Genomic DNA, 24,324 nt, shown 5'->3' with positions numbered 1-24,324 from the left:
GCCTCAGCATATTTCCTGATAAGCCGATCAGGAAAAGACGCCGCAGCACAGCAGGATCCCGCGATGAATGTCGATCTGTTTTCCCGAATCGAGGTCACTCCGCCTTATTTCGCGTTTGAAACGCTGGCCAGCGAGGGCGATCAGGTCGTTGCGCCGATCGCGCCGGAGCAGAACCGGGGCGGCGAGGAATCGCTGATGGCATCGGCCGAAGTCGGGCGGCATCTGGCCATTCTGGGGTCCTGCGCGCTGGCGCAGATGCAGGCCGAAACGGGCCGTTTTTTTTATCTGGCGCAGGAGGCCACGCTGGTGCGGCTGCCGGCCAGTGAATCCGCAGTGCGTGGCCCGCTGCAGGCCCGCGCCCGCGCCCGTCACCTGACGGCCCGCGACGCCAGCGCCACCGCCGAGCTGTGCAACGGCCAGGGTCAGGCGCTTTTCCAGCTGGATGTCGATTACAAGGTGCTGCGCCCGGCCGTCTTCCAGAAGCTGTACCGCGCCCACCATTGCCCGACGCCGCCCAGCACGCGCAACCCCTATCTTGACAACGCCCCGCTGCGCGTCAGCGCGCTGGATGCCAATGGCATGGAGGCCTATTTTGGCCCCGTGGAGCCCGCCGACTGCGCCGGGCATTTCGACGATTACCCCTGCCTGCCTGTCGCCATCCTGATGCACACGCTCTCGCAGGCGGCCGGTTACTACTTCGCGCTGGGCCTGGGGCTGACGGCGCAGGATGCGCTGTCCATCGGGCGAGCGTTTTACCAGGTGCAGAAGGCGCACATCCGCGCCCACCGCCTGGTGTTTGCCGGGCAGGCCGTGCGCATCAACGTGCGCCCGCCGCGCTCCTATCCGTCGGAGGACATTCCGTCCGACTGGGCGGAAATGGAGGTCTTCGCCAGCGATCCGGACACCGACGAGGTGTTTGGCTCCGCGCTGATGACGCTCAGCCCGGCGCCCAACGCGGTGCTGCGCAAGAAGCCACGCAGCCGCCGCACTTTTGTGCCCAGCGTGGTCTACTTCAATTCGACCTCGGTCGATGGCGATGCGCTGTGGGCCGAGCAGCCGCTGCCCGCAGAGGCGCTGCAGGACAAGGACACGGCCGACGCCCCAGCCTGACGCCCACAGGCGGCTGCGCAAAAAGCAAACCCCGGCAGGACCGGGGTTTTGTCTTTCGGAAGTGACCCTGAGGCGGGTCCGGGCCTCAGCCTAGATTGACTTCGGCACGAATCTGCCACTGGCCTTGGGCGGTTTTCTCCCAGTACTGGCGCTTCGTGCGCGTCTGGCGGCTGGACGAATCGCGTTCGGTGAAGGTGGTCACCATGGTCGGCGCCTTGGCGCCTTCCCAGCTGAACACGCTCAGATCGCTGATCTGGCTGACGTGCTGCGGGCCCTGCAGCGGGCGCTCGACGAAGCGGCCGCGGTCGAAATTGTCGCGCGTGCCCAGATCGTCGGGCATGGGTCCGCTGCCGCCCTGGCTGGAGGCGATGTAGAAGCTGTCGCTGCTGCTGTCCTCTGGCAGGGCCTGCGCGGCCTTGCGGATGGCTTCGGGCGCGCTGGCCAGATCGCCCTGCGTGGCCTTGATGCGGCTGGCCGCCCAGCGGTCCCAAGTGGCGAGGAATTCAGCGCGGCGCTCGGACGGCGTTCCCGCCTTGACCCAGTGCAGCGCTTTGCTCAGGATGACTGGTGTGCTGCGCGGCACGGCGCTCATCAGCGCCTGCAGGTCGTCGTTGGCCATGGCCACGCAGCCGTCGGTCGCCTGCGGCGCCCGCGAGAAGGTGGTGAAGGGCACGCCGTGCAGCCAGATGCCACTGCCGGTGCGCTGCAGCATGCGATCGTAGGTATTGGGGTAGTTCAGCGGCATCGCGCCGGAGCCGTAAATACTGCCCAGCTGCGAGACCGTGTTGCGGTCCATGTGGTATTGAGTGAAGTAGACGCCCAGTGGCGTGCGCTGGTCACCTTCAACCGATTTGCTGATGCCGTCCTTGCCGACCGAGGCGTAGAAATCCATCACACGCTGCGGCCCGGAGGGCGTGTTCTTGTACAGATAGATGCGGTTGCGGCTGGCGTCCAGCGCGATCACATAAGGCACCGAGGCGGGCAGGGCGACGATCTGTTCGGGCACCTGATCGGCGGCCGGACGATCGAGCAGGCTTTGCACGCGTTTGTGCGCTTCGGTGCGCAGTTCGGTCAGGCGCTTGTCCTGGCTGGGCGTGGCCGGATCGCCCAGCGCCTGCAGCTGGCCGCTGCGGATGGTCAGCAGGTCCGCCCAGGTCAGGCGGGCCAGATCAAAATTGGGCTGCTCGGCGAGCAGGTGCTCGTTGGCCGCGATGGCCTTGTCCAGCTGGCCCTGAAAAAGCAGCTGGTAAATCTGGACCAGCTGGTCCTCGGGATGCTGGCCGCCAACCTCCAGATCCAGCAGCGGGTTGCCGTTGCCGCTGTCGTCCAGCAGCAGGCGCGAGGCCCCGGACGAAGAGGGTGCGCTGCCTGCACGGGCCTTGAGCGCCGCGCTGACCGCCGTGCCCAGCGCTTTGGGGGCCGGGGTGCTGGCCCGGGCTTCTTCTCCCCCCGAACCCAGCCACACGCCCAGGCCCACAAAAACGGCCAGGGTGGAAACGCTGAGCAGACTGCGACGTAAGGCGATGCGATGCATGGGCATGTCAGAGGGAGGATGCAAGGGTCAGCGGCCGCTCTCGTCGCTGATCAGCCAGCGTCCGCCCTGCTGCTGCATGCGGATGGACTTGCGCGAGGTCGAGTTCAGGCCGGGAGCCCGGTACTGTTGGGTGAAGGACACCTGCGCTTCGCTGCCGTTGATGCGGGTGCTGAACCCGGACAGCGCGACGCTGATGTTTTTCTTGCCGACGATGCGGTCGCGGCGGTCTTTTTCCCACGCTGCGCGCGAGCTGTAGGAGCCCCGGAAATCAGGGGTGTAGGCGCCCAGGTAGGCGCTCATGTTCTTGTCAGCCCAAGCCTGAGCCCAGGCTTTCAGGGCCGCTTCCACATCGGCCGGGCTCGTGGCGGCGGGCTTGGGCGCGGCGGGCGCCTCAGCCGCAGCGGGTTTGGCCGCAGGAGCGGCAGCCTCTGCCGGTTTGGCCACGGGTTTGGTTTCGGGCTTCGCTGGCGCCGCCGGAGCAGCAGTAGCGGGTGCGGCCGGGGCGGCTGAAGCAGGTGCGGCAGCCGCGCTGGCTACCGTCACCGGCTTGACCGCTGGTGTGACTGCAGCAGCGCCGTCGCCATTGAGCTCGCGCAGCAGCGCCAGCTTCGGGGGAATCTTGTCGTTCTTGCCGTTGATCTGCAGCGCCTTGGAGTAGGCCTGGCTGGCCAGCTGGGCATAAATATCGCCCAGATTCTGGTACGCGGTGGCGTAGGCCGGATTCGTGCGGATGGCCTTTTCCAGTGCGGTGCGCGCTTTGTCGTACTCGCCCTGCGACGCCAGGATGGTGGCGATGTTGTTCCAGGGCATGGGCGAATTGGGCACGTCCTTGGCCAGCTTCTCGAAGGTGGCCAGCGCCTCGGTGCGGCGCTCCATCAGGGTCAGCAGCACGCCCCGGCGAAAGCGCATGGCGTTGTCGCCCGGCGTCTTGGCCAGAGCCTGATCGACCAGCGCCAGCGCTTCGCTGTTCTGGCCCTGCTGCATCAGCTTCTGGATCTCCTGCTCCTGGCCCCAGGCGGGGGACGATAGCAGTCCGCCAAGACTGCCGACCAGTGCGGCAGCAGCAAGGTGCCTGAACAGGCGGGACGGACGGACGTTCGGTCGGGCAGAAGTCATGGTTTGTGCGGGGGAAGATTCAGGAATTGGCCGCCGATTCTAGCGTGAATGCCTGAGTCACCGGGTGATTTTGCGGGCGCGAAGCGGCCATACTGCCTGCGGACTTCTGTCGCAGGGGGAGGGCACAAAAAGCAGCGCCGACCCGGAAAACGTCAGGCCGGCGCTGCGTGGAAACGGGGGCGGACAGGGTGCCGCCCCGGACCGGTGGGATCAGCGGTTGGATTCGCGCAGGATCTTCCACTGACCGTTCTGCTGCACCCACACCAGCACTTTACGGGTCGAATCGTTGTAGTTCGACGAGGAGTAGCGCTGCTCGAACGAGGTTTCCACCAGGTTGTTGGGCAGCGCGCGGCTGGTCAGGCTGTTCAGCGTCACCGTGATGTTGCCCGGCTTGGACAGTGCAGCGCGGCGCTGGTTGGCCCAGGCGGCCTTGCTGGAGCCAGCCGGCACAAAGTTGGTGGCATAGAACCCGGCGTAGCTGGCGAAGTTCTTGCTGGACCATGCGGCAGCCCAGTCGCGGGCGGCCTGTTCAACGGCGGCATTGCCAGCAACGGCCGGAGCCGGACTGGTCGGCAGCGGGGTGGTCGGTACCGGCGTCGGGCCAGCGGTATTCACCATCACCGGATCCTTGGCTGCGCTGTCCAGGCCTGCGGGGTTGGCATCGATCGGGCAGCGTGTGGCGGCATCCTGACCGGCGGTCCATGTGTTGACTTCATCCACCCAGCCTGCGGTGTTCAGGCGGTTGACGTTCAGCGCGTTCACCAGACGGCCCATCGAAGCGTAGGCCTTGAGCTGCGCGGCGTCCAGATCAAACTGGGCGTTGGCAAATTCGCGGCGGGCGGTGTAGAGCTCGTTTTCGCCGTTCAGCAGGTCCAGCAGGCTGCGCTGGCCGATGTCGAACTGCTGGCGGTAGGCATTGCGGGCGCGGGTGATGGCCTGGACGTTGTTGTCCAGGTAGGCGAGCTGCTGGCGCAGCTTGAGCACATCGTTGTAGGCGACCGAGGCATTCTGGCGGGCGTCGCGGCAGGCGCTGTCACGCAGATCCATGGCCTGGTTCAGCAGCTGGCTGTACTTGCGGGCGTTGGCGGTGCTGGTCGGGTTGAGCAGGTTCCAGTTCAGCTCAACGCCGCCCTGGACGTTGGCCGACTTGTTCACGCCGGAGGTGATGCCGTTGCTCAGGTTGGTGATCTGGTCGGCGTTCTGGTACTTGGTGGCAGAGCCACCGGCTTGGCCGATCAGCGACAGCGTCGGCGCATTGCCCGATTCGGCCGAAGCCACCTGGGCGCGCACGGCGCGGACGTTTTCGATGGCAGCCGCCACGTTGGGCGAGCTCAGGGCCGTGGCCTGCAGCATGGCACCGGCGCTGGCGGGCAGCTGGCGACCCATCTGGGCGGGAATCGGCATGTCGGCGGGCGGCAGCTCGCCGATGACGCGGCGATAGCGCTCGGACACATCGTGCAGGTTGGCGCGCTCGGTCACCAGGTTGGATTCGGCCAGGGCCAGACGGGCAGCAGCCTGCTCGGCGTCCACACCGCGGCCCACACCGGCCTTGGCGCGCGACGTGGTCTGGTCAAACGCGTACTTATGCTGGTTGTAGTTGTCCTGGGCCAGCTGGACCAGCTGGCGGTAGCGGGCCACGTCGATGTAGGCGCGGGCCGCTTCGAAAGCCGCGTCTTCGGAAGCCTGAAAGAATTCGAAGTACTTCTGCAGCTTGCCGTGACCGGCGCGGATCACGTCATTGCGCACCGAGCCGTCCCACAGCAGCTGGCTGGCAGACAGGGTGGCGCTCAGGCCGCCGCTGCGGGCCCATTTGGAGTTGTACTGCGCAGTAGCGCGGTTGCCCGACAGCAGGGCGTCGGCCTTCAGGCCCAAGCGCGGCAGGTTGGCTGCGCTGGCCACGTTGACGTCTTCCAGGGCCGCTTTCAGGGCGTGGAAGCTGGCCGTGACCGAAGGATTGGTTTCCAGAGCTTTTTGCACGGCCGCTCCCAGCGGCGTGGACTGCGCGGTGCCAGCCTGCTGGGCCATTGCGGTACCGCAGGCGAGAGCCATTGCGCTCAGGGCCAGAGGACGAACAGAAGAAAGAAGGACGTGACGCAGATTCATAGTGTGTGTCTGTTCCGCAAATGGGGTTGAAAACGGCCTCTGATTGAGGCTTCTCAGGAAAGTAGAGACATTGTGCCTGCAAATCCCCGCCGGGACATGTTGGTCTGACCCCTGATGAAGGGTCTTGTGACCCAGGCTGAAGAGGATTCAGGGCACTATGCGGGAGGGCTGTTGTTTTTTGTTTACATGCCTTGACGCTGGGCTGACGGCTGAATCAGCCACGGCGGTCCAGCCATCTGTCCGGGGCCGGACCTTGGGCCTGGCCCCGCTTTGCTGGTCTTTTCGCGCGTTTGGTCCGCTGGAAGCGCATGTACGCTGATTCCAGTGTCTGAGCAGGACGGGGTGCCATGGGCGGTCCGGCCTTCTGGGGCGTCGTGCAATTCAAATACGGTCACAAACAGCATGAGGGAAGCAGGCCAGTCTCCGGCACACCTGCGCCAGCGCATGGCCCGGCGCTGGCGGGGGCTTGCGGCTGTCCTTGCAGGCTCGGTGCTGGCCTGGAGCCTGCAGGCTTTCGAGATTCCGGCGCCCATGGAGCGCGCCGCGCGCGAGGCTGGCCCTGCGGTGGTGACCCTGCTGCAGAGCCTCAAACGCGCCACCGACGCCGTGCAGCCGGGCAACGATCTGGATGCGCTAAACCGTGTCAACAACTTTTTCAATCAGAATATCCAGTATGGCGATGATCTGGAGGTCTGGGGCAAGGTGGATTACTGGGCCTCGCCTTTTGAAACTTTCAAACGGGGGTATGGCGATTGCGAAGATTATGTGATAGCCAAATACTTCACCCTGCTGCAGATGGGAATGTCGCCCGAGAAACTCCGTTTTGTGTATGTCCGGGCCACGATGGCGGGGTCACCCAAACCCATTGCGCACATGATTCTGGCCTATTACGCCACGCCCACGACCACCGACCCGTTGATTCTGGATATTCTGGACAACGCCGTCAAACCCGCTTCGCAGCGGCGCGATCTGGTGCCGGTGTTCAGTTTCAACACGCAGGGGCTGTGGCAGGGGGTCAGCGGGTCCAGCCAGGGCAACGCGGCGGCGCGGCTGTCGCCCTGGCGCGATCTGCTGGAAAAGGTCAAAGGCGAAGGCTTTGTTTTCTGACGGGGGCCAGGCAAGGCACCCAGTAAAAGGATATTCATCATGTCATTGATCCGTCAGATCTGGTTGCTGTGCCTGGTCTCGGTCCTGTTGGCTTTCGGGGGCAGCTTTGCGGTATCGCTCAACTCGATACACAGCTATCTGCAGGACCAGCTGACCCAGAAAAACAACGACATGGCGCAGTCACTGTCGCTGACGCTGGGCGGACTGGGGGGCGACCGCGTGGCCATCGAGCTGTCGATTTCCAGCCAGTTCGATACCGGCAACTATGAGCGCATCGTGCTGAAAATGTCGGACGGCTCGGTGATCGAGCGCCAGGCGCCGACGCGGGTGGATGGCGTGCCGCAGTGGTTCAGCCGTCTGGCCGTAGTGCGCGCGGCGCCGGGGCTGTCGCAGGTGTCCAGCGGCTGGGCGCAGCTGGGGCAGCTCACCGTGGTCAGTCAGTCGGGTTTTGCCCAGGCCGAGCTGTGGCAATCGACCCGGCGCAGTTTTGTGATTTCGCTGCTGGTGGCGCTGCTGACCGGGGCGCTGGCCTGGGTGGTGGTGCGTCGCATCCGCCGTCCGCTGGACGCCACGGTGGGCCAGGCCGAGGCCATCATGCAGCGGCGCTTCATCACCGTGGAAGAGCCCGCCGTGCCCGAGCTGCGGCGTGTCACCGTCGCCATGAACGACATGGTGGACCGCGTGCGCACCATGTTTGCCGACCAGGCCGTGCAGCTGGAAAAGCTGCGTCAGCAGGCGCAGTGCGACCCGCTGACTGGGTTGTGGAACCGCGTCAGCTTCTTCGCTGACCTGCGCGCCTCGCTGGAGCGTGAGGACGGCGCCGACAGTGGCTACCTGATGCTGGTGCGTCTACTGGATCTGGCTGAAATCAATCGCCGCGTGGGCTATCACAAGACCAACGAGATCATTTCCAGCATCGCCACCACGCTGCAGACCAGCGCCTGCGATCTGCAGGGCGTTCGCCTGGGGCGCCTGAATGGCACCGATTTCGCGCTGAGCTGCTCCAGCCTGGACAGCATCCAGCACTTCGCCGACCACCTGCTGTCCGAACTGCGCGAGCGCTTTGCCGAGCTGGATGAATCCAGCGCGGTGGTCTGCGGGGTGGCCAGCTGGCACCACGGCATGCCGATTTCGGTGCTGATGGCCACGGTCGACGAGGCGCTGGCCAAGGCCGAGCGCAAGGGTCTGTTTGCGCAGGAGCACGTGCATTCGCTGCAGGAGCCTGTCATGGGCGAAGGCCAGTGGCGCGACGGCCTGGTGCTGGCGGTGCGTGAGCAGCGCATGCAGCTGGTCGAATACCCGGTCATCAACCCGCAGGGCCAGCTCCTGCACCTGGAGTGCCCGCTGCGCCTGCAGGTCGAAGAGGGCGGCGCATTCCTGCCGGCCGCGCGCTGGCTGCACTTTGCGCAGCGCGCGCAGCTGCTGTCGGCGATCGACCTGCTGGCGGTGCGCACTTCGCTGCAGGCGATTGCGGCGGACGGCATCGAGCGCGCGGTCAATATCGCGCCGGTCACTTTCAACGACAGCAATTTCGTGTCGACCCTGATCGGCGTGCTGCAGGGCTTTGGCAAACCGGTGGTGAAGAAGCTGTGGTTCGAGGTCGGCGAACAGGTCACCCAGACCCACCTGAGCGTGCTGCGCCAGCTGGTGACGCAGACGCGGGAGCTGGGCGTGCACGTCGGCCTGGAGCACGCGGGCGAAGCGCTGCTGAAGGTCGACGGTCTGCTGGAAATCGGGCTGGATTACATCAAAATGGATGGCAGCCAGGTCAAGGACATCGCCGAAGACCTGACCCGCCGCGAACAGCTCGCCAGTACCGTGCGCTGGCTGCGCTCGGGTGGCGTGACGGTGATCGCAGAAGGCGTGACGCACGCCGAGGACATCGCCCTGATCTGGCAGTGCGGCTTTGATGGCATCACCGGGCCGGCGGTGCAGGTGAAGGGGTGACCGGGCGGATTGGGGCGGAGCGACTCAATCCTCCAGCGGCAGCTCCAGTTGCACAGGGCGCGGGCGGCTGGGTGCGGCCTGACTGGGCTCCAGCGCGCCGACGCGCACGCCCAGCAACCGCAGGCGGCGCTCCAGCGGCACGCGGCGCAGGCAGGCGGTGGCCGCCTGACGGATACGGGCTGCATCGCGGGTGGCCGCGTCCAGCGTGGTGTCGCGCGTGACGGTGCTGAAATCGTCAAACCTCAGCTTGATGCCTATGGTGCGCCCGGCGTAGCCCTTGCGCGCCAGATCCTGCGCGACGCGCTCGCACAGGCGGGTGAAGATGTCGCTGAGGCGGGCGCGGTCGCGGCGCGGGTGCAGGTCGTGCTCAAAGGTGGTTTCGCGGCTGACCGAGCGCGGCTCGCTGTGGCTCTGCACCGGGCGCTCGTCCACGCCATTGGCCGCCGCCAGCAGCCAGGCCGACTGATGTGCCCCGAAATGCTTCTGCAGGACGGCTGGGTCGGCGTGGGCCAGCGCGCCCACGGTGTCCAGCCCGAGAAGCGCCAGACGCTCGCCCGCACGCGGCCCGATGCCGTTGATGCTGCGCACCGCCAGCGGCCAGATGCGCGCGGGCAGATCGCTCCAGTCCAGCCAGGTCAGGCCGTCGGGCTTGTCGAGTTCCGAGCCGATTTTGGCCAGCAGCTTGTTGGGCGCCACCGACATCGAGCAGCTCAGGCCTGTGGCCAGGCGCACGGCGTCCTTGATGCCCTGAGCAATGGCCAGCGCGGCGTCACGGGCGCTGCCGCCGCTGCGCGCCAGGCGCTCGTGGACCAGCTCGCCCAGGTCGATGTAGATCTCGTCGATGCCCCGGTCTTCGATGGCTGGGGTCCAGTCGGCCACGGCGGCCTTGAAGCGGCGTGAGAGTTCGCGGTAGGCGTCGAAATCGGGCGGCAGGACGATGGCGTCGGGCGCGAGTTTGGCCGCCTTCATCATCCCCATGGCGGAGAACACGCCCAGGCGCCGCGCCGCATAGGTCGATGTGGTGACCACACCGCGCCCGGTGTAATCGCGCAGGCGGGCGAAATCGCGCGTGCCGTCGCCCTGCAGCACGGGCTGGCGGTCGCGCCCGCCGCCCACGACCACCGGCAGGTCGCGCAGTTCGGGATAACGCAGCAGTTCGACCGAGGCAAAAAACGCGTCCATGTCCAGATGCGCGATGTAGCGCCGCGCCAGCGTACCGCCCTGCAGCAGGGCAGGCGGGGTCTGCAGCGGTGAAAAAAGTTCGGCCATGGTTCTTGAATTGTCGCGGCGCGCACCCACATGCGCTGACATTGCCTCATCACGAGAAGGAGAGTTTCGCATGACCTCAACCCACGATATGCCGCCCCAGCAGGACAGCCTCGATCCGGACGCCACGACGGCGTCCCAGGACAGCGCCGCAGCACCCGGCGCTGCCGCCGCCGCCGAGGCCGCGCTCGACCCGGCGCAGGCGCTGGCCGAACTGCAGGCCAAGTACGCTGAAATGTCCGAGGCCTACCTGCGCGCCAAGGCCGAAACCGAAAACATCCGCCGCCGCAGCGAGGAAGAAAGCAGCAAGGCGCGCAAGTTCGCCGTCGAGAGCTTCGCCAGCAGCCTGCTGCCCGTCAAAGACAGCCTGGAAGCCGCGCTGGCCACCGAGGCCGGCACCGCCGAGCAGGTGCTGCAGGGCGTGCACGCCACGCTGCGCCAGCTGCAGTCCGCGCTGGAATCCAGCAAGGTCGCCGAGATCAACCCCGGCGCGGGCGAGAAGTTCGATCCGCACAGCCACCAGGCCATCTCCATGGTCCCCGCCGACCAGGAGGCCAACACCGTGGTCACCGTGCTGCAAAAGGGCTACCGCCTGTTCGACCGCATCCTGCGTCCCGCGCTGGTGACGGTGACGGCGCCGAAGTGAAGTCCGCGCAAGCCGACCTCTTGAAATCCCGCCCACACCCCCCATCTATCTGACCATCGGCGCTGACGGATTCCCCGGCAGCCCACCTCACTCATCCGGAGCATTGAACATCATGGGAAAAATCATCGGTATTGACCTGGGCACCACCAACTCCTGCGTGGCTGTGCTGGAAGGCAAAAACACCAAAGTCATCGAGAACAGCGAAGGCGCGCGCACCACGCCGTCCATCATTGCGTACCAGGAAGACGGCGAGATTCTGGTCGGCGCATCGGCCAAGCGTCAGGCCGTCACCAACCCGCGCAACACGCTCTATGCGGTCAAGCGCCTGATCGGTCGCAAGTTCGCCGAAAAAGAAGTCCAGAAAGACATCGACCTGATGCCCTTCACCATCAGCGCGGCCGACAACGGCGACGCCTGGGTGGAAGTGCGCGGCAAGAAGCTGGCCCCGCCGCAGATCAGCGCCGAAGTGCTGCGCAAAATGAAGAAAACCGCCGAGGATTACCTGGGCGAAGAAGTGACCGAGGCCGTCATCACCGTGCCCGCCTACTTCAACGACAGCCAGCGCCAGGCCACCAAGGACGCTGGCCGCATCGCCGGTCTGGACGTCAAGCGCATCATCAACGAGCCCACCGCAGCCGCTCTGGCCTTCGGCCTGGACAAGCACGGCAAGGGCGACCGCAAGATCGCCGTGTACGACCTGGGCGGTGGCACGTTTGACATCTCCATCATCGAGATCGCCGACGTGGACGGCGAAATGCAGTTCGAAGTGCTGTCGACCAACGGCGACACCTTCCTGGGCGGCGAAGATTTCGACCAGCGCATCATCGACCACGTCATTGCCGAGTTCAAAAAGGAAAGCGGCGTTGACCTGACCAAGGACGTTCTGGCCCTGCAGCGCCTGAAAGAAGCCGCCGAAAAGGCCAAGATCGAGCTGTCCAGCAACTCGCAGACCGACATCAACCTGCCTTACATCACCGCCGATGCCTCCGGCCCCAAGCACCTGAACATCAAGCTCAGCCGCGCCAAGCTGGAAAGCCTGGTGGACGATCTGGTGCAGCGCACCATCGAGCCGTGCAAGGCCGCCATCCGTGACGCGGGCGTCAAGGTCAGCGACATCAACGACGTGATCCTGGTCGGCGGCATGACGCGCATGCCCAAGGTGCAGGACACCGTCAAGGCCTACTTCGGCCAGGAGCCGCGCCGCGACGTCAACCCCGACGAAGCCGTTGCCGTGGGCGCCGCCATCCAGGGCCAGGTCCTGGGCGGTGACCGCACCGACGTGCTGCTGCTGGACGTGACGCCGCTGTCGCTGGGCATCGAAACCCTGGGTGGCGTGATGACCAAGATGATCCAGAAGAACACGACCATCCCGACCAAGTTCGCGCAGGTCTACTCCACGGCCGACGACAACCAGCCGGCGGTGACGATCAAGGTGTTCCAGGGCGAGCGCGAGCTGGCTTCGGCCAACAAGATGCTGGGCGAGTTCAACCTGGAAGGCATCCCGCCCGCGCCGCGTGGCACGCCGCAGATCGAGGTCACGTTTGACATCGACGCCAACGGCATCCTGCACGTGTCGGCCAAGGACAAGGGCACCGGCAAGGAGAACAAGATCACCATCAAGGCCAACTCCGGCCTGTCCGAGGACGAAATCCAGCGCATGGTCAAAGACGCCGAGCTGAACGCCGCCGAGGACAAGAAGAAGGTCGAGCTGGTCCAGGCCCGCAACCAGGCCGAGGCGCTGGTCAATTCGGTGAAGAAGAGCCTGTCCGAGCACGGCAGCACGCTGTCTGACGACGAGAAGGCCGCCATCGAGAAGGCCATCGCCGATCTGGACACGGCCGCCAAGGGCGAGGACAAGGACGACATCGACGCCAAAACCGAGGCCCTGGCCACGGCCAGCCAGAAGCTGGGCGAGAAGGTCTACGCCCAGGCGCAGGCCGCTGCGGCTGCCGAAGGCCAGGCGGCCGCCCCTGGCGCTGGCGCGGCCAAGTCCGAGGGCAAGGCGGACGACGTGGTCGACGCCGATTTCACCGAAGTCAAAGACAGCAAGTGAGACCGGCCCCAGGGCTGCTGGCGCCCGCCCGAAATGCGGGCGCCAACCGGCCGAGATAAGGTCTTTTCCAGGGGTATGCCGCAGGGCATACCCTTTTCTTGCTGATGGAGGGAGCCACTACCATGGCCAAGCCGGATTTTTACCAGTCGCTGGGTGTGCCCAAGAACGCCAGTGACGACGACATCAAAAAAGCCTACCGCAAGCTGGCGATGAAGCACCACCCTGACCGCAACCAGGGGGACAAGGCCAAGCAGGCGGAAGAGAAGTTCAAGGAAATCAAGGAAGCCTACGAGATCCTGTCCGATCCGCAAAAGCGCGCGGCCTACGACCAGTACGGCCACGCCGGGGTCGACCCCAGCATGGGCGGCGGGCCGGGCGGTTTCGCGGGCGGCGGCGGTTTCGCCGAAGCCTTTGGCGACATTTTTGGCGACATCTTCGGCCAGGCCGCAGGCGGCGGCGGACGGCGCGGCGGGCCGCAGGTTTACCGCGGCTCGGACCTGTCCTACGCCATGGAAATCACCCTGGAAGAAGCGGCGGCGGGCAAGGACACACAGATCCGCGTGCCCAGCTGGGACGAGTGCGAAACCTGCCACGGCAGTGGCGCCAAGCCGGGCACCAGTTCCAGCACCTGCGGCACCTGCAGCGGCAGCGGCACGGTGCACCTGCGCCAGGGCTTTTTCAGCATCCAGCAGACCTGCCCCAAGTGCCACGGCTCGGGCAAGACCATCGCCAACCCCTGCGGCACCTGCGGCGGGGCGGGCAAGGTCAAGAAGCAGAAAACGCTGGAGGTCAAGATTCCGGCCGGGATCAACGAGGGCATGCGCATCCGCTCCAGCGGCAATGGCGAGCCCGGCACCAACGGCGGCCCGCCGGGCGATCTCTACATCGAGATCCGCATCAAGCCGCACGAGATTTTCGAGCGCGACGGCGACGATCTGCATTGCCGCGTCCCCGTGCCCATGACGCTGGCCGCGCTGGGCGGCGGCATCGAGGTGCCCACGCTGGCGGGCAAGGCCGAGATCGATCTGCCCGAAGGCACGCAGCACGGCAAGACCTTCCGACTGCGCGGCAAGGGCATCAAGGGCCTGCGCTCCAGCGTCCCGGGTGATCTGTACTGCCACATCATGGTCGAGACGCCCGTCAAGCTGACCGAGCGCCAGCGCGAGCTGCTGCAGGAGCTGGATGAATCCTTTCGCGGCGGCGGCGACCGTCACTCGCCGGGCGGCAAAAGCTGGGCGGAAAAGGTGAAGGACGGGGTCAAAGACCTGTTCAAGTGACCCGCGCCAGGCCCGGCAGGCCGCGTGGCGGCGCCTCCTGGGCCCGGATGCGTCGGTACTGCGCGGGCCCGGCGTGCGCCAGCTCGGCCGACAGCCCCAGCAGGCTCTCGGAGTGCCCGACAAACAGGTGGCCGCCGGGCTTGAGCTGCTGCAGCACGCGCGCGATCACCGCGCGTTTGGTGTCGTCGGTGAAGTAAATCATCACGTTGCGCAGGAAGATGGCGTCAAACGGCCCCAGCCGGGGCAGCGCGGCGTTGAGGTTGACGGGCGCAAAGCGCACCCGGCTGCGCAGCGCGCGGCTGATCAGGATGGTGGCGGCCTGCTCGGCGTGGCCTTTGAGACAGAAGCGTTTCAGGTACTGCGGCGGAATGTGTCGCGCACGAAACTGGCTGTAGTGGCCGGTGCGCGCGCGCTCCAGCATGCGCTGGCTGATGTCGGTGCCCAGCACCTCAAAGGGCCGCTCGCCCAGCGTGTCGGCCAGCACCATGGCGATGGTGTAGACCTCTTCGCCGCTGGAGCACGCGGCGCTCCACACCCGGAAGGGCGTCGCGCCCGCGTGCTGCTGCGCCAGCAGACGCAACTGCTCGAAGTGGCGCGGCTCGCGGAAGAAATACGTCTCGTTGGTGGTCAGCAGATCAATCGCCATCTGCACCTCGCCGGGGTGCTTGCCACCCTGCAGCAGGCGCAGGTAGTCGCTGTAGCGCGTCAGCCCGCAGGCCTGCAGCCGCCGCGATAGCCGCCCGAACACCAGCGCCTTCTTGGTCGACGCCAGGCTGATGCCCGTAGCCTCGTACAGAAAGCGCCGGAACTGCGTGAACTCGGCGTCGCTCAGCGCACCGCGTACAGCCCCTGCAGGGCCGTGGCCAGGAGCGGCAGCGGGGATGGCGGCCACGATGCTCAGGCTTGCAGCGGGCTGGCGCCGGGCGAGCGCAGATCGCGCAGGCGCAGGTGGTGGTTCTTGATCCACAGCGGCAGTTCGTCGCCGTCCATCGCCTTGGCGATCAGCCAGCCCTGGCCGGTGCTGCAGCCAAACTGCTGCAGCAGGCGCCAGTCTTCCATGGTCTCGACGCCTTCACCGACGGTGGCGATTTCCAGCCCGCGCGCCAGGCCCATGGCCGATTCCAGAATGACGCGCAGGCCTTTGCGGCTGGATGCGCCGTGCACGAAGCTGCGGTCGATTTTCAGCTCGGTGAACGGGATGCGCGCCAGCTGCAGCATGGACGAAAAGCCCGTGCCGTAATCGTCAATCGCCAGGCCAAAGCCCTTGAGCCGCAGGCGCGCCAGCGCGCTCAGGCCCGGACCGGCCTGCTCGACCACGGTGCTCTCTGTCACTTCCAGCACCACCTGCGAGGGCTGCAGGCCGTGGCGGCGCTTGACGGTGCAGATGTCCTCGACCACGGTGGCGTGGCGCAGCAGGTGCGGCGACAGGTTGACCGCCATGGTCAGGCGCAGGCCGTGCGCCGCCCACGAGGCGCACTGCGCAAAGCTGCGGTCCATCATGTGCAGGGTCAGATCGCGGATCAGCCCTTCGCGCTCGGCCAGCGGCACGAACTGGTCGGGCGGAATCCAGCCCAGTTCGGGATGCTTCCAGCGCGCCAGCGCCTCGACGCCGCGCAGCAGCGCGGTTTCGCCGTCCACTTTGGGCTGGTAGTGCGGCACGATCTGGCCTTGGGCGATGGCTTCGCGCAGCATCTCCACCGTCACCGGCGTGCGCGGCGACTGGCGCCGGTCGGTGTGGCCGTGCAGCAGCGCGCCGCCTTTGAGCGCGCCGTGCAGCGCCTCCAGGGACAGTGGTTTGCTCAGGCCAGCCAGGATGTAGGGGCTCATGCCGACGACGGATTCGATCAGCGCGCGCTCGTGCGACGAGGCCAGCACGATGGGCACGCTGTAGTTGCGCAGGCCCAGCTCGACCAGAATCTCGATGCCGTCCATGCCCGGCAGGCTCAGATCCAGCAGCAGCAGGTGGGGCAGGCGGGGCAGCCTGTCCGAAGCCAGCAGATCCAGCGCCTCCTGGCCGTTGCCGCACTGCCAGATGTCGGTGAAGCCGATCTGCTCGCACAGCCGCACAGCGTGCTGGCGCTGGGGCACGCTGTCCTCGACGATCAGGACAGACAGCGAGGGCGGCAGGTAGGACAGGTCAGACATGCTGCAGTGATCCATGGGAGGCTGAGGCCTGGGCCTGGCTGGCCAGCGTTTCAAGCTCGTCCATGGACAGCACACTGTTCAGGTCCAGGACGATGACAAAGCGGTCGCGCACCCGCGCCATGCCGCGGATGAAATCGGTGCGCAGCTGCGCGCCAAACTGGGGCGGCGGTTCGATGTCGCCAGCCGCGATGTCCAGCACTTCGCTGACCGCATCGACGACCACGCCCATGACCTGGCGTCCCTCGCCCACGGCCATTTCGACGATGACGATGCAGCTGCGCCGCTCGACGGGCGAGGGGGTGCGGCCAAAGCGCGCCTGCAGATCCAGCACCGGCACGACGGCGCCGCGCAGGTTGATGACGCCGCGCAGCACGCCTGGCATCATGGGGACGGGCGTCGGGGCGCTGTACTCGATGATTTCCTTGATCGCGCTGATGCCCAGCGCAAACATCTCCTGACCCAGGAGGAAAGTCAGGTACTGCTGCTCGTGTGCGGTCGGGGGGAGGGGGTTCATGGGCGCCACGGCTCCTCTCAGAAGGGCGAAAACTGCGATTCGTCCAGCGCATTGCCGCGCGGCGCGGACGCTCTGGCGCGGTCATCGTCCGCGTGCGACCGGCTGGAATCGCTGCCGCTGCTCCTCCCGCCGCCACTGCGGCTGCTGCGCTGCAGGCGCTCCAGCACCTGGCGCGAGATGGCCTTGCTGGCGCCGCCCGCGCCACGCCCCTCGCCGCCATCGGTCGCGGCGGCGTGTCCCATGCCGGGCAGGCGGAAGAAGCTCATGGTCTGGCGCAGCTGCTCGGCCTGGGTGCTGAGCTCTTCGGCCGTGGCCGCCAGCTCCTCGGAGCTGGTGGCGTTCTGCTGGGTGATCTGGCTGAGCTGGATGGCCGCCGAATTGATCTGGCCCACGCCCAGCGTCTGCTCTTCGGACGCGGCGGCGATGTCCTGGACCAGGTCGGAAGTGCGGCGGATCTTGGGCACCATGTCTTCCAGCAGCTGCCCGGCGCGCTCGGCGACCTGCACGCTGGAGCCGGCGACTTCGCTGATTTCCTGCGCGGCGATCTGGCTGCGTTCGGCCAGCTTGCGCACTTCGGCGGCGACAACCGCAAAGCCCTTGCCGTGCTCGCCCGCACGCGCCGCTTCGATGGCCGCGTTGAGCGCCAGCAGGTTGGTCTGGTAGGCGATGTCGTCGATGATGCCGATTTTCTGCGTGATCTGGCGCATGGCCAGCACCGTGGCGCGAACGGCTTCACCGCCTTCCAGCGCCTCGCCCGCGGCCTGCATGGCGATGGTGTCGGTCTGGCGCGCGCTGCCCGAGTTCTGCGCGATCGACGCGGTCATCTGCTCGATCGAGGTGCTGGTTTCTTCCACATTGGCCGCCTGCTCGCCCGAGGCGTGGCTGAGCGTCTGCGCCGTGGCGCTGACTTCTTCCGATGCGCTGGCCAGCGCCTCGGCGCCACTGTTGACTTCGGTCACCACCTGCGACAGGCGGTTCACCATGTGGTCCATGGCCGCCAGCACGCTGGTGCGGTCGCCCTGTTTCACGGCGATGTCCAGCGCCAGCTGTCCGCGCGCCACGCGTTCGGCGATCTCGGCCACATACCAGGGCTCGCCACCCAGCTGACGCACCAGGCTGCGGGTGATGGCAAAGCCCAGCAGCAGCGCCAGCGCCGTGCAGCCCCCCAGCACACCCAGCACCCAGGTGCGCGCCTGCTCGTAAGTGGTGTCGATCAGGCGGGTGGCGGCCTGCGCGCCCCGGATGTTGATGGCGGTGCTTTCGTCCAGCTTCTGGCGCAGGCCGTAGTACAGCTTCTGCGAGGGCCCGTCGAGCAGCTCGGTGGCTTCGTCGTTGCGGTTGACGCTGCTCAGGGCCACGATCTGGCGGTGCATCACCTTGTAATCGGCCAGATCCTTTTTGATCTGCCCGTACAGTTCGCGTTCGCGCGGGTCGCGCACGGTGGGTGCGGCGCGTTCCCAGATCTGGTCCATTTCGACGATCAGGTCATCGGCTTCCCGGACGGCCTCCTGGATGCGCTTGTCGTCGGTGAACATGATGGAGCGCGTCTGCTGCTGGCGGTTGCGGTTGAGCCGCGCCAGCATCAGCAGGTTGTCGCGCAGGCTGGGCGTCCAGTAATCGCTGAGCTCGCCCGCGGCGCGGTTGACCGCCGAGAGCTGGTGGATGGCGTAGACGCCCATGCCCACCATCATCGCCATGATGAGGAGGAAGGAGCCGAAAAGCCGGGTGGACAGTTTGATGCGTTTGAACACGGTCTATCCTTGGTGAACAGGTTCTGCCGCAGCCGCAGCAGGGGAGCGCGACACCATGGCCGCGCGGGTGATGTCGGCCAGCGCCGCCACGTCCAGGATCAGGGCGACCTCGCCGCTGCCCAGGATGCTGGAGCCGCTGATGCCGCGCAGGTGGGCAAACAGGCGTGCCAGTGGCTTGATGACGGTCTGGGTTTCGCCCAGCAGACGGTCCACGACCAGGCCAAAGCGCTGGCTGCCATGGCCGACCACGACCAGGCTCTGGCGGCGCGGCGGCGTGTCCTGCACGCCAAACAGGCGGCGGAGCCGGATGAAGGGCAGCACCTGGCCGCGCAGCTCGGTGTAGTCGTTCGCGCCCGGGTCGATGAAATCGATGCATTCCTCGACCACATCCATGGGCAGCACGAAAACGGAGCCGCCCACGCCGATCAGGAAGCAGTTGATGATGGCCAGCGTCAGCGGCAGGCGCACGGTCACGGTGGTGCCCTGGCCGCTGCGGCTGGCCAGGCTGACCGAGCCGCGCAGCGCGGTGATGTTGCGCTTGACCACGTCCATGCCCACGCCGCGCCCGGACAGGCTGGTGATGGCGTCGGCGGTGGAGAAGCCCGGCTCGAAAATCAGCGCGAAAACTTCGGCTTCGCTGGGTTCGCGGCCCGGATCGAGCAGGCGCTGGCTGCGGGCGCGCCCGATGATGCGCTCGCGCGACAGGCCTGCACCGTCGTCGCTGATTTCGATCACGATGCTGCCCGAGTGGTGATAGGCGTTGAGGCGTATCGTGCCCTGCGCAGGCTTGCCGGCAGCCAGACGCAGCGCGGGCGGCTCGATGCCGTGGTCCATGGCGTTGCGCACCAGGTGGGTGAGCGGATCGGCGATTTTCTCGACCAGCGATTTGTCCAGCTCGGTGTCCTCGCCGCTGATCTCCAGGGCGATGTCCTTGCCCAGATCGCGCGCGGCGTCGTACACCACGCGGTGGAAGCGGTTGAAGGTGGCGCCGATCTTGACCATGCGCAGCTGCAGCGCGCTGTCGCGCACCTCCTGGACCAGCAGCGCCAGCGCCTCGTGGGCCTCCTGCAGGGCGGCGCTGCGCAGGCCGCGGCCCGCCATCGTGGCGCTGGCCGATGCGGTGATCAGCTCGCCGACCAGATCGACCAGGCGGTCCAGCTTGTCGGCATCGACGCGCACCGTGCTGGCCTCGCCCGGACGCGGTCCGGTGCGCCGGGCCCGCACGGTCGCCGGGGCAGGGGCAGGCGCCGCAGCAGGCTGTGCGGCGGGGGCTGGCACAGGCTGGGCCGGTGCAGGCTTTGTCGCCGCAGCGGCGATTTCATCCAGCGCTTCGGGCGCCACACTGGCGCAGTGCAGCCAGATCGCCCGCAGGCGCTGCAGCTCGGCCGGATCGCCTCGGGCGCGCTCGCGCATCAGCGTCAGATGATCCGCGACCGGGCTGCCCGGTGGCAGGATGCCGACCTCGCAGTCGTCCATCACGAACTTGAAGGTGCCCTCGATGGCCGACAGCGGCGCGCTGCTCTCCAGCGCCACCTCAAAGCCCAGGTAGCAGGCCTCCGGATCCAGCCCGTCCAGCAGCGGCACATCGCCGTGCAGGGTGACCAGGGTGGTGATGCGGCCCAGGCGCTGCAGGTAGTTCAGGAAGGAGAGCGGGTCCATGCCAAAGCGCAGCACGTCGCGGCCAAAGCGCAGCGAAATGTGCCAGTGGTCGGCGCCGGTCTGGCGCGGCGCGGCCGGTGCCTTGCGCTGCGGCGCATCCCCGGCGCCGGGCGAGCGCTGCATGCGCACCGCCAGCAGACGCTGGTTCAGCTGGGCCAGCAGCGGGCGGGCGTCGTGGACCAGCTCCGCGTCGGGCTGCGCCTGGTTTTCGGCCACGCTGTCCACGAGCTGGCCCAGATGGTCGGCGCAGGCCAGAAGCAGGGCGATCAGGTCGTCGCCAATCGGGAGCACGCCGTCGCGGACATGGTCGAGCACGCTCTCCATCGCGTGCGCGAAGGAGACGATGTCCTCCATGCCGAAAATTCCGGCCGAGCCCTTGATGGTGTGCGCCGCGCGGAAAATGCCGTGGACCGAATCGCGACGGTCTTTGTCCGCTTCCTGCGGCAGGCGCAGGAGCGCCGATTCCATGCTGGCCAATAGCTCGCGGCATTCGGCGATGAAAATCGGCCGCGCTGAATCGAGATCGATGTCGCTCATGACGTGCCCCAGCCGTTCGGGTCGTCCGGCTGCAGCACACCGCCCAGCGGATCGGCCTCGCCCTGGGTGGGCAGGCCCAGCATCTGCCAGGTCTGCAGCAGCGGCGGGCTGGGCGCCAGGAAATCCAGCGTGCGCCCGCCCGCCTGCGCCGTGCGTCGCGCCGACAGCAGCAGCTGCAGCCCGGCGCTGTCCAGCTCGGTCACGCCCGATAAATCCAGCGCCAGCGTGTCGCCGGGCTGGGCCAGTGCGGTCAGCAGCGTCTGGCGCAGCTCGGCCGCGCGGTAGATGGTCAGATCGCCCTGGATGGCGAGCGGGGCGGGCGCGGTGGCGGTGTCGCTCATGGCAGCACCAGCTGGTGGACGGCGTTCAGCAGTGACGTTCCGTCAAAGGGTTTGAGCAGCCAGGCGCGGGCTCCGGCTTCGCGGCCTTCGCGCTGTTTGTCTTCTTCGCTGACGGTGGTCAGCATGATGACCGGTGTGAACCGGTAGTGAGCCAGGGTACGCACCGCCTTGAGTAGGCCGATGCCGTCCAGGCGCGGCATGTTCAGGTCGCTGACGATGAGGTGGATCTTCTGTCCGTCCAGGGCATCCAGGCGCTCCAGCGCATCCTGGCCGTCGCAGCCTTCCAGCACCTCGTAACCGGCCTGGCGCAGCGTGCCCGCCACCCGGTGGCGGATGGTTGCTGAATCGTCCACGATCATGATGGTCTTGGCCATGGCTGCGCTGAGTCGATTTATTGTGGGGACCTCGGCAGACACGCAGCATGAACACGGGTGCGAATCGACTCAGCCCTTTGCTGACGAATTTAGCAGACCTGACCGGGCTTCGATGCAAGGTTAGGGGGGCGATGGCCCCGCTTTTCGGCAAAAGGTCGCGTGGCTCGCGCGCAGGGTGCGTCTGCGGGCTGGGCTGGGCTGGGCTCTGGGCCGGACGGCGCCCTTTGGGGGCTCTGGTGGGGCTCTGATAAAATCAGTTCCAGCAGGAGCCAAAGACTTGGCCCCAAAACAAAACGGGCTGCATCTTTCGATGCAACCCGTTGTTTTATCTGGTGGCGCTTCAGGGATTCGAACCCCGGACCTGTGGATTATGATTCCATCGCTCTAACCGACTGAGCTAAAGCGCCAACAAGCCCGAAATTATAGCCACTTTTTTCTTTCTGGAAAGCCATCATGGCCGGATTTTTCAGTTTTTTTCGCCGCAAAAAAGTCGAAGAGGCCGCACCCGCCCTTGAAACCGGGGTGTCAGCGCCTGTGCCCGAGCAGGCGCCGGAACCGGAATCGCCGCCGCAGCCTGCACCCGCCCCACCTGTGCTCCCAGAGCCTGCTCCAGAACCTGCGCCCGAGCCTGTTCCAGAACCGGCCCCTGCGCCCATTACGGTGCCCCCGCCTGTTCTGGCCCCCGAGCCAGTGCCTGCGCCGCAGCCTGAGCCCGAACCGGAACCGGAACCGGAACCGGAACCGGAGCTGCTACTGGAGCCTGAACCAGAGCCCATCTCCGAACCCGAGCCCGAGCCCGACCCAGCTCCCGCGCCGCCCCCGCCCGCTCCGCCCGCCAAAACCAGCTGGGCCGCACGTCTTGCGCAGAGCCTGCGCAAGACCGGCAACAGCCTGACCAGCGTTTTTGTCGCGACCCAGCTGGACGAATCGCTCTACGAAGAGCTGGAAGCGGCGCTGCTGATGGCCGACACCGGCGTGCAGGCGACCGAGTTCCTGCTCAAGGACCTGCGCCGCCGCGTCAAGCAGGAGCGCCCCAAAGACGCGGCGGGCGTCAAAGCGCTGCTGTGCGACGCCATCACCGAGCTGCTGGCGCCGCTGGAGCGCGCCCTGACCATCGGCGAGCATGAGCCGACGGTGATGATGGTCGCGGGCGTCAACGGCGCGGGCAAAACCACCAGCATCGGCAAGCTGACGCGCCACCTGATCGACGAAAAGCAGAAGGTGCTGCTGGCCGCCGCCGACACCTTCCGCGCCGCCGCGCGCGAGCAGCTGGCCGTCTGGGCCGACCGCAACGCGGTGCAGATCATCGCGCAGGAGGGCGGCGATCCGGCCGCCGTCACCTACGACGCGGTGGTCGCAGGCAAGGCACGGCGCTGCGATGTCGTCATCGCCGATACCGCCGGGCGCCTGCCCACGCAGCTGCACCTGATGGAAGAGCTGAAGAAAATCCACCGCGTCATCGGCCGCGCGATGGAGGGAGCCCCGCACGAGGTGCTGCTGGTGGTCGATGGCAACACCGGCCAGAACGCGCTCACCCAGGTCAAGGCTTTTGATGACGCGCTGGGCCTGACAGGACTGGTGGTGACCAAGCTGGACGGCACGGCCAAAGGCGGCGTGCTGGCCGCCATCGCCCGCGAGCGGCCGATTCCGGTCTATTTCATCGGCATCGGCGAAGGCCTGGCCGATCTGCAGCCCTTCCGCGCCCGCGAATTTGCGCAGGCGCTGCTGGGCTGAAGCCGCAGAGACTGTTCGCCGCGATGACCGCCCTGGCCCGAATCTTCCCCAGGGGCGTCGCGGCGGCACTGGCGTCAGCCCTGCTGTTTGGCGCGGGCACGCCGCTGGCCAAGCTGGCGCTGGGCTCGTCCAGCCCCTGGCTGCTGGCCGGGCTGCTGTATCTGGGCTCGGGGCTGGGGCTGATGGTTTTTCGGCGCCTGAGCCGCGCTGCCCCGGCACGCCTGGCGCTGCAGGAGGGGCTCTGGTTTGCCGCCGCCGTGCTGGCCGGTGGTGTGCTGGCGCCGGTGCTGCTGCTGGCGGGTCTGGCGCAGATGCCAGCTTCACAGGCGGCGCTGCTGCTCAACGCCGAGGGGGTGTTCACCGCGATCCTCGCCTGGCTGGTTTTTGGCGAAAGCGCGGGTCCTCGTCTTGTACTGGGTCTGCTGTGCATCGTCGCGGGTGCGCTGCTGCTGAGCGGGCCAGGGCAGACGCTGAGCCTGTCGGGGGTCTGGCCCGCTGTGCTGATTCTGGGCGCCTGCCTGCTGTGGGCGCTGGACAACAACCTGATGCGCCGCGTGGCACTGGCCGACGCGACCTGGCTGGCGTCGGTCAAAGGCCTGGTGGCGGGGGCGGTTAACCTGCTGATCTGGATGATGCTGGGCGTGTGGACGGGCAGCGGGCTTGATCTTCCGGCCTGGCCACGCGTGGGCGCCACCCTGCTGATCGGGCTGCTGGCCTATGGCGTCAGTCTGTCGCTGTTTGTGCAGGCGCTGCGCCATCTGGGCACGGCGCGCACGGGCGCCTACTTTTCAGCGGCGCCCTTCGCCGGGGCGCTGCTGGGCGTGGCGCTGGGCGAGCCCGTGACCCCGGCGCTGCTGGCCGCCGCCGCGCTGATGGCACTGGGGCTGTGGCTGCACCTGAGCGAAAACCACACCCACGGCCACAGCCACGAGGCGCTGGACCACGCCCACGAGCACACGCACGACGATGGGCATCACGCCCACTCCCACGATGGCGGCACGCCGCATTCCGGGGCGGGTCCGCACAGCCACTGGCACCATCACGCACCACTGACGCACGCCCACGCCCATTTTCCGGACGCGCACCACCGCCACAGCCACTGAAGAGGCC

At 67.0% G+C, this 24,324-nt stretch carries 19 protein-coding genes and 1 tRNA gene; 8 read left to right on the top strand and 12 right to left on the bottom strand.

Annotated elements, in window-relative coordinates; translation table 11 throughout:
- The first annotated feature begins 63 nt into the window (after positions 1-63).
- Entirely contained in the window at positions 64-1,110 is a 1,047-nt protein-coding gene (locus RV045_RS08270; RefSeq protein ID WP_423235308.1) for a hypothetical protein, read from the top strand.
- Between the two features lie 85 nt (positions 1,111-1,195).
- Here RV045_RS08270 and RV045_RS08265 read toward each other — a convergent pair whose 3' ends face one another.
- The 3 genes from RV045_RS08265 to RV045_RS08255 form a co-directional block, all read right to left on the bottom strand.
- Entirely contained in the window at positions 1,196-2,644 is a 1,449-nt protein-coding gene (locus tag RV045_RS08265) for a L,D-transpeptidase family protein (protein ID WP_423235307.1), read from the bottom strand.
- A 27-nt stretch (positions 2,645-2,671) separates the two neighbouring features.
- Positions 2,672-3,760 (bottom strand): nuclear transport factor 2 family protein, encoded by a 1,089-nt coding sequence (locus RV045_RS08260; RefSeq protein WP_423235306.1) that lies wholly within the window; start codon positions 3,758-3,760, stop codon positions 2,672-2,674.
- 210 nt (positions 3,761-3,970) lie between these two features.
- Entirely contained in the window at positions 3,971-5,785 is a 1,815-nt protein-coding gene (locus RV045_RS08255; protein WP_423235305.1) for a TolC family outer membrane protein, read from the bottom strand.
- A 480-nt stretch (positions 5,786-6,265) separates the two neighbouring features.
- Between RV045_RS08255 and RV045_RS08250 the strand changes: the two genes are divergently transcribed.
- Positions 6,266-6,970 carry a transglutaminase-like cysteine peptidase gene (locus RV045_RS08250; RefSeq protein WP_423235304.1) on the top strand — a complete coding sequence of 235 codons (705 nt, stop codon included), beginning with the start codon at positions 6,266-6,268 and terminating at the stop codon, positions 6,968-6,970.
- 39 nt (positions 6,971-7,009) lie between these two features.
- Positions 7,010-8,917, top strand: coding sequence for an EAL domain-containing protein (locus RV045_RS08245; RefSeq protein ID WP_423235303.1), 1,908 nt, complete (start codon positions 7,010-7,012; stop codon positions 8,915-8,917).
- 24 nt (positions 8,918-8,941) lie between these two features.
- On the opposite strand, the gene RV045_RS08240 is transcribed toward RV045_RS08245, so the two are convergent.
- On the bottom strand, positions 8,942-10,099 hold the full coding sequence (locus RV045_RS08240; RefSeq protein ID WP_423235324.1) for a Y-family DNA polymerase: 1,158 nt from the start codon (positions 10,097-10,099) through the stop codon (positions 8,942-8,944).
- A 157-nt stretch (positions 10,100-10,256) separates the two neighbouring features.
- Between RV045_RS08240 and grpE the strand changes: the two genes are divergently transcribed.
- From grpE to dnaJ, 3 genes are all read left to right on the top strand, one after another.
- Positions 10,257-10,829: a nucleotide exchange factor GrpE gene (gene grpE, locus RV045_RS08235; protein WP_423235302.1), complete on the top strand. Its 573-nt coding sequence runs from the start codon at positions 10,257-10,259 to the stop codon at positions 10,827-10,829.
- 112 nt (positions 10,830-10,941) lie between these two features.
- Entirely contained in the window at positions 10,942-12,882 is a 1,941-nt protein-coding gene (gene dnaK / locus RV045_RS08230) for a molecular chaperone DnaK (protein ID WP_423235301.1), read from the top strand.
- 122 nt (positions 12,883-13,004) lie between these two features.
- Positions 13,005-14,159 carry a molecular chaperone DnaJ gene (dnaJ, locus tag RV045_RS08225; RefSeq protein ID WP_423235300.1) on the top strand — a complete coding sequence of 385 codons (1,155 nt, stop codon included), beginning with the start codon at positions 13,005-13,007 and terminating at the stop codon, positions 14,157-14,159.
- On the opposite strand, the gene RV045_RS08220 is transcribed toward dnaJ, so the two are convergent.
- The 8 genes from RV045_RS08220 to RV045_RS08185 form a co-directional block, all read right to left on the bottom strand.
- Positions 14,152-15,051, bottom strand: a complete 900-nt coding sequence (locus RV045_RS08220; RefSeq protein WP_423235299.1) for a CheR family methyltransferase — start codon at positions 15,049-15,051, stop codon at positions 14,152-14,154. The two genes, dnaJ and RV045_RS08220, sit on opposite strands and share 8 nt — an antisense overlap.
- A 5-nt stretch (positions 15,052-15,056) precedes the next feature.
- Entirely contained in the window at positions 15,057-16,304 is a 1,248-nt protein-coding gene (locus tag RV045_RS08215) for an EAL domain-containing response regulator (protein ID WP_423235298.1), read from the bottom strand.
- On the bottom strand, positions 16,297-16,818 hold the full coding sequence (locus tag RV045_RS08210) for a chemotaxis protein CheW (RefSeq protein ID WP_423235297.1): 522 nt from the start codon (positions 16,816-16,818) through the stop codon (positions 16,297-16,299). Before RV045_RS08210 ends, RV045_RS08215 begins: the two co-directional genes overlap by 8 nt.
- A gap of 17 nt (positions 16,819-16,835) precedes the next feature.
- A complete protein-coding gene (locus tag RV045_RS08205; protein WP_423235296.1) occupies positions 16,836-18,569 on the bottom strand; it encodes a methyl-accepting chemotaxis protein in 1,734 nt (577 codons plus the stop codon).
- A 3-nt stretch (positions 18,570-18,572) separates the two neighbouring features.
- On the bottom strand, positions 18,573-20,765 hold the full coding sequence (locus RV045_RS08200) for a chemotaxis protein CheA (protein ID WP_423235295.1): 2,193 nt from the start codon (positions 20,763-20,765) through the stop codon (positions 18,573-18,575).
- A complete protein-coding gene (locus tag RV045_RS08195) occupies positions 20,762-21,106 on the bottom strand; it encodes an STAS domain-containing protein (protein ID WP_423235294.1) in 345 nt (114 codons plus the stop codon). Before RV045_RS08195 ends, RV045_RS08200 begins: the two co-directional genes overlap by 4 nt.
- The gene (locus RV045_RS08190) at positions 21,103-21,480 is read right to left on the bottom strand and encodes a response regulator (protein WP_423235293.1); all 378 of its coding nucleotides are present in this window, start codon (positions 21,478-21,480) and stop codon (positions 21,103-21,105) included. The genes RV045_RS08195 and RV045_RS08190 overlap by 4 nt, the downstream gene beginning before the upstream one ends.
- A 330-nt stretch (positions 21,481-21,810) precedes the next feature.
- Positions 21,811-21,887: transfer RNA gene (locus RV045_RS08185), tRNA-Met, on the bottom strand.
- Positions 21,888-21,933: 46 nt separating this feature from the next.
- Here RV045_RS08185 and ftsY point away from each other — a divergent pair.
- Both ftsY and RV045_RS08175 read left to right on the top strand, forming a co-directional pair.
- On the top strand, positions 21,934-23,214 hold the full coding sequence (gene ftsY / locus RV045_RS08180; RefSeq protein ID WP_423235292.1) for a signal recognition particle-docking protein FtsY: 1,281 nt from the start codon (positions 21,934-21,936) through the stop codon (positions 23,212-23,214).
- 23 nt (positions 23,215-23,237) lie between these two features.
- A complete protein-coding gene (locus RV045_RS08175) occupies positions 23,238-24,317 on the top strand; it encodes a DMT family transporter (RefSeq protein ID WP_423235291.1) in 1,080 nt (359 codons plus the stop codon).
- The last annotated feature ends 7 nt before the right edge of the window (positions 24,318-24,324 follow it).

Source organism: Amphibiibacter pelophylacis, from assembly GCF_037688875.1.
GTDB lineage: Bacteria > Pseudomonadota > Gammaproteobacteria > Burkholderiales > Burkholderiaceae_C > Amphibiibacter > Amphibiibacter pelophylacis.
This window is presented reverse-complemented; position numbering and strand designations above follow the sequence as displayed.

Bases quoted from the DNA above. Each gene is read 5' to 3' on its own strand.
- RV045_RS08270 (WP_423235308.1), top strand. From the start codon at position 64: ATGAATGTCGATCTGTTTTCCCGAATCGAGGTCACTCCGCCTTATTTC.
- RV045_RS08265 (WP_423235307.1), bottom strand. From the start codon at position 2,644: ATGCATCGCATCGCCTTACGTCGCAGTCTGCTCAGCGTTTCCACCCTG.
- RV045_RS08260 (WP_423235306.1), bottom strand. From the start codon at position 3,760: ATGACTTCTGCCCGACCGAACGTCCGTCCGTCCCGCCTGTTCAGGCAC.
- RV045_RS08255 (WP_423235305.1), bottom strand. From the start codon at position 5,785: ATGGCCCAGCAGGCTGGCACCGCGCAGTCCACGCCGCTGGGAGCGGCC.
- RV045_RS08250 (WP_423235304.1), top strand. From the start codon at position 6,266: ATGAGGGAAGCAGGCCAGTCTCCGGCACACCTGCGCCAGCGCATGGCC.
- RV045_RS08245 (WP_423235303.1), top strand. From the start codon at position 7,010: ATGTCATTGATCCGTCAGATCTGGTTGCTGTGCCTGGTCTCGGTCCTG.
- RV045_RS08240 (WP_423235324.1), bottom strand. From the start codon at position 10,099: ATGGACGCGTTTTTTGCCTCGGTCGAACTGCTGCGTTATCCCGAACTG.
- grpE (WP_423235302.1), top strand. From the start codon at position 10,257: ATGACCTCAACCCACGATATGCCGCCCCAGCAGGACAGCCTCGATCCG.
- dnaK (WP_423235301.1), top strand. From the start codon at position 10,942: ATGGGAAAAATCATCGGTATTGACCTGGGCACCACCAACTCCTGCGTG.
- dnaJ (WP_423235300.1), top strand. From the start codon at position 13,005: ATGGCCAAGCCGGATTTTTACCAGTCGCTGGGTGTGCCCAAGAACGCC.
- RV045_RS08215 (WP_423235298.1), bottom strand. From the start codon at position 16,304: ATGTCTGACCTGTCCTACCTGCCGCCCTCGCTGTCTGTCCTGATCGTC.
- RV045_RS08210 (WP_423235297.1), bottom strand. From the start codon at position 16,818: ATGAACCCCCTCCCCCCGACCGCACACGAGCAGCAGTACCTGACTTTC.
- RV045_RS08200 (WP_423235295.1), bottom strand. From the start codon at position 20,765: ATGAGCGACATCGATCTCGATTCAGCGCGGCCGATTTTCATCGCCGAA.
- RV045_RS08195 (WP_423235294.1), bottom strand. From the start codon at position 21,106: ATGAGCGACACCGCCACCGCGCCCGCCCCGCTCGCCATCCAGGGCGAT.
- RV045_RS08190 (WP_423235293.1), bottom strand. From the start codon at position 21,480: ATGGCCAAGACCATCATGATCGTGGACGATTCAGCAACCATCCGCCAC.
- ftsY (WP_423235292.1), top strand. From the start codon at position 21,934: ATGGCCGGATTTTTCAGTTTTTTTCGCCGCAAAAAAGTCGAAGAGGCC.
- RV045_RS08175 (WP_423235291.1), top strand. From the start codon at position 23,238: ATGACCGCCCTGGCCCGAATCTTCCCCAGGGGCGTCGCGGCGGCACTG.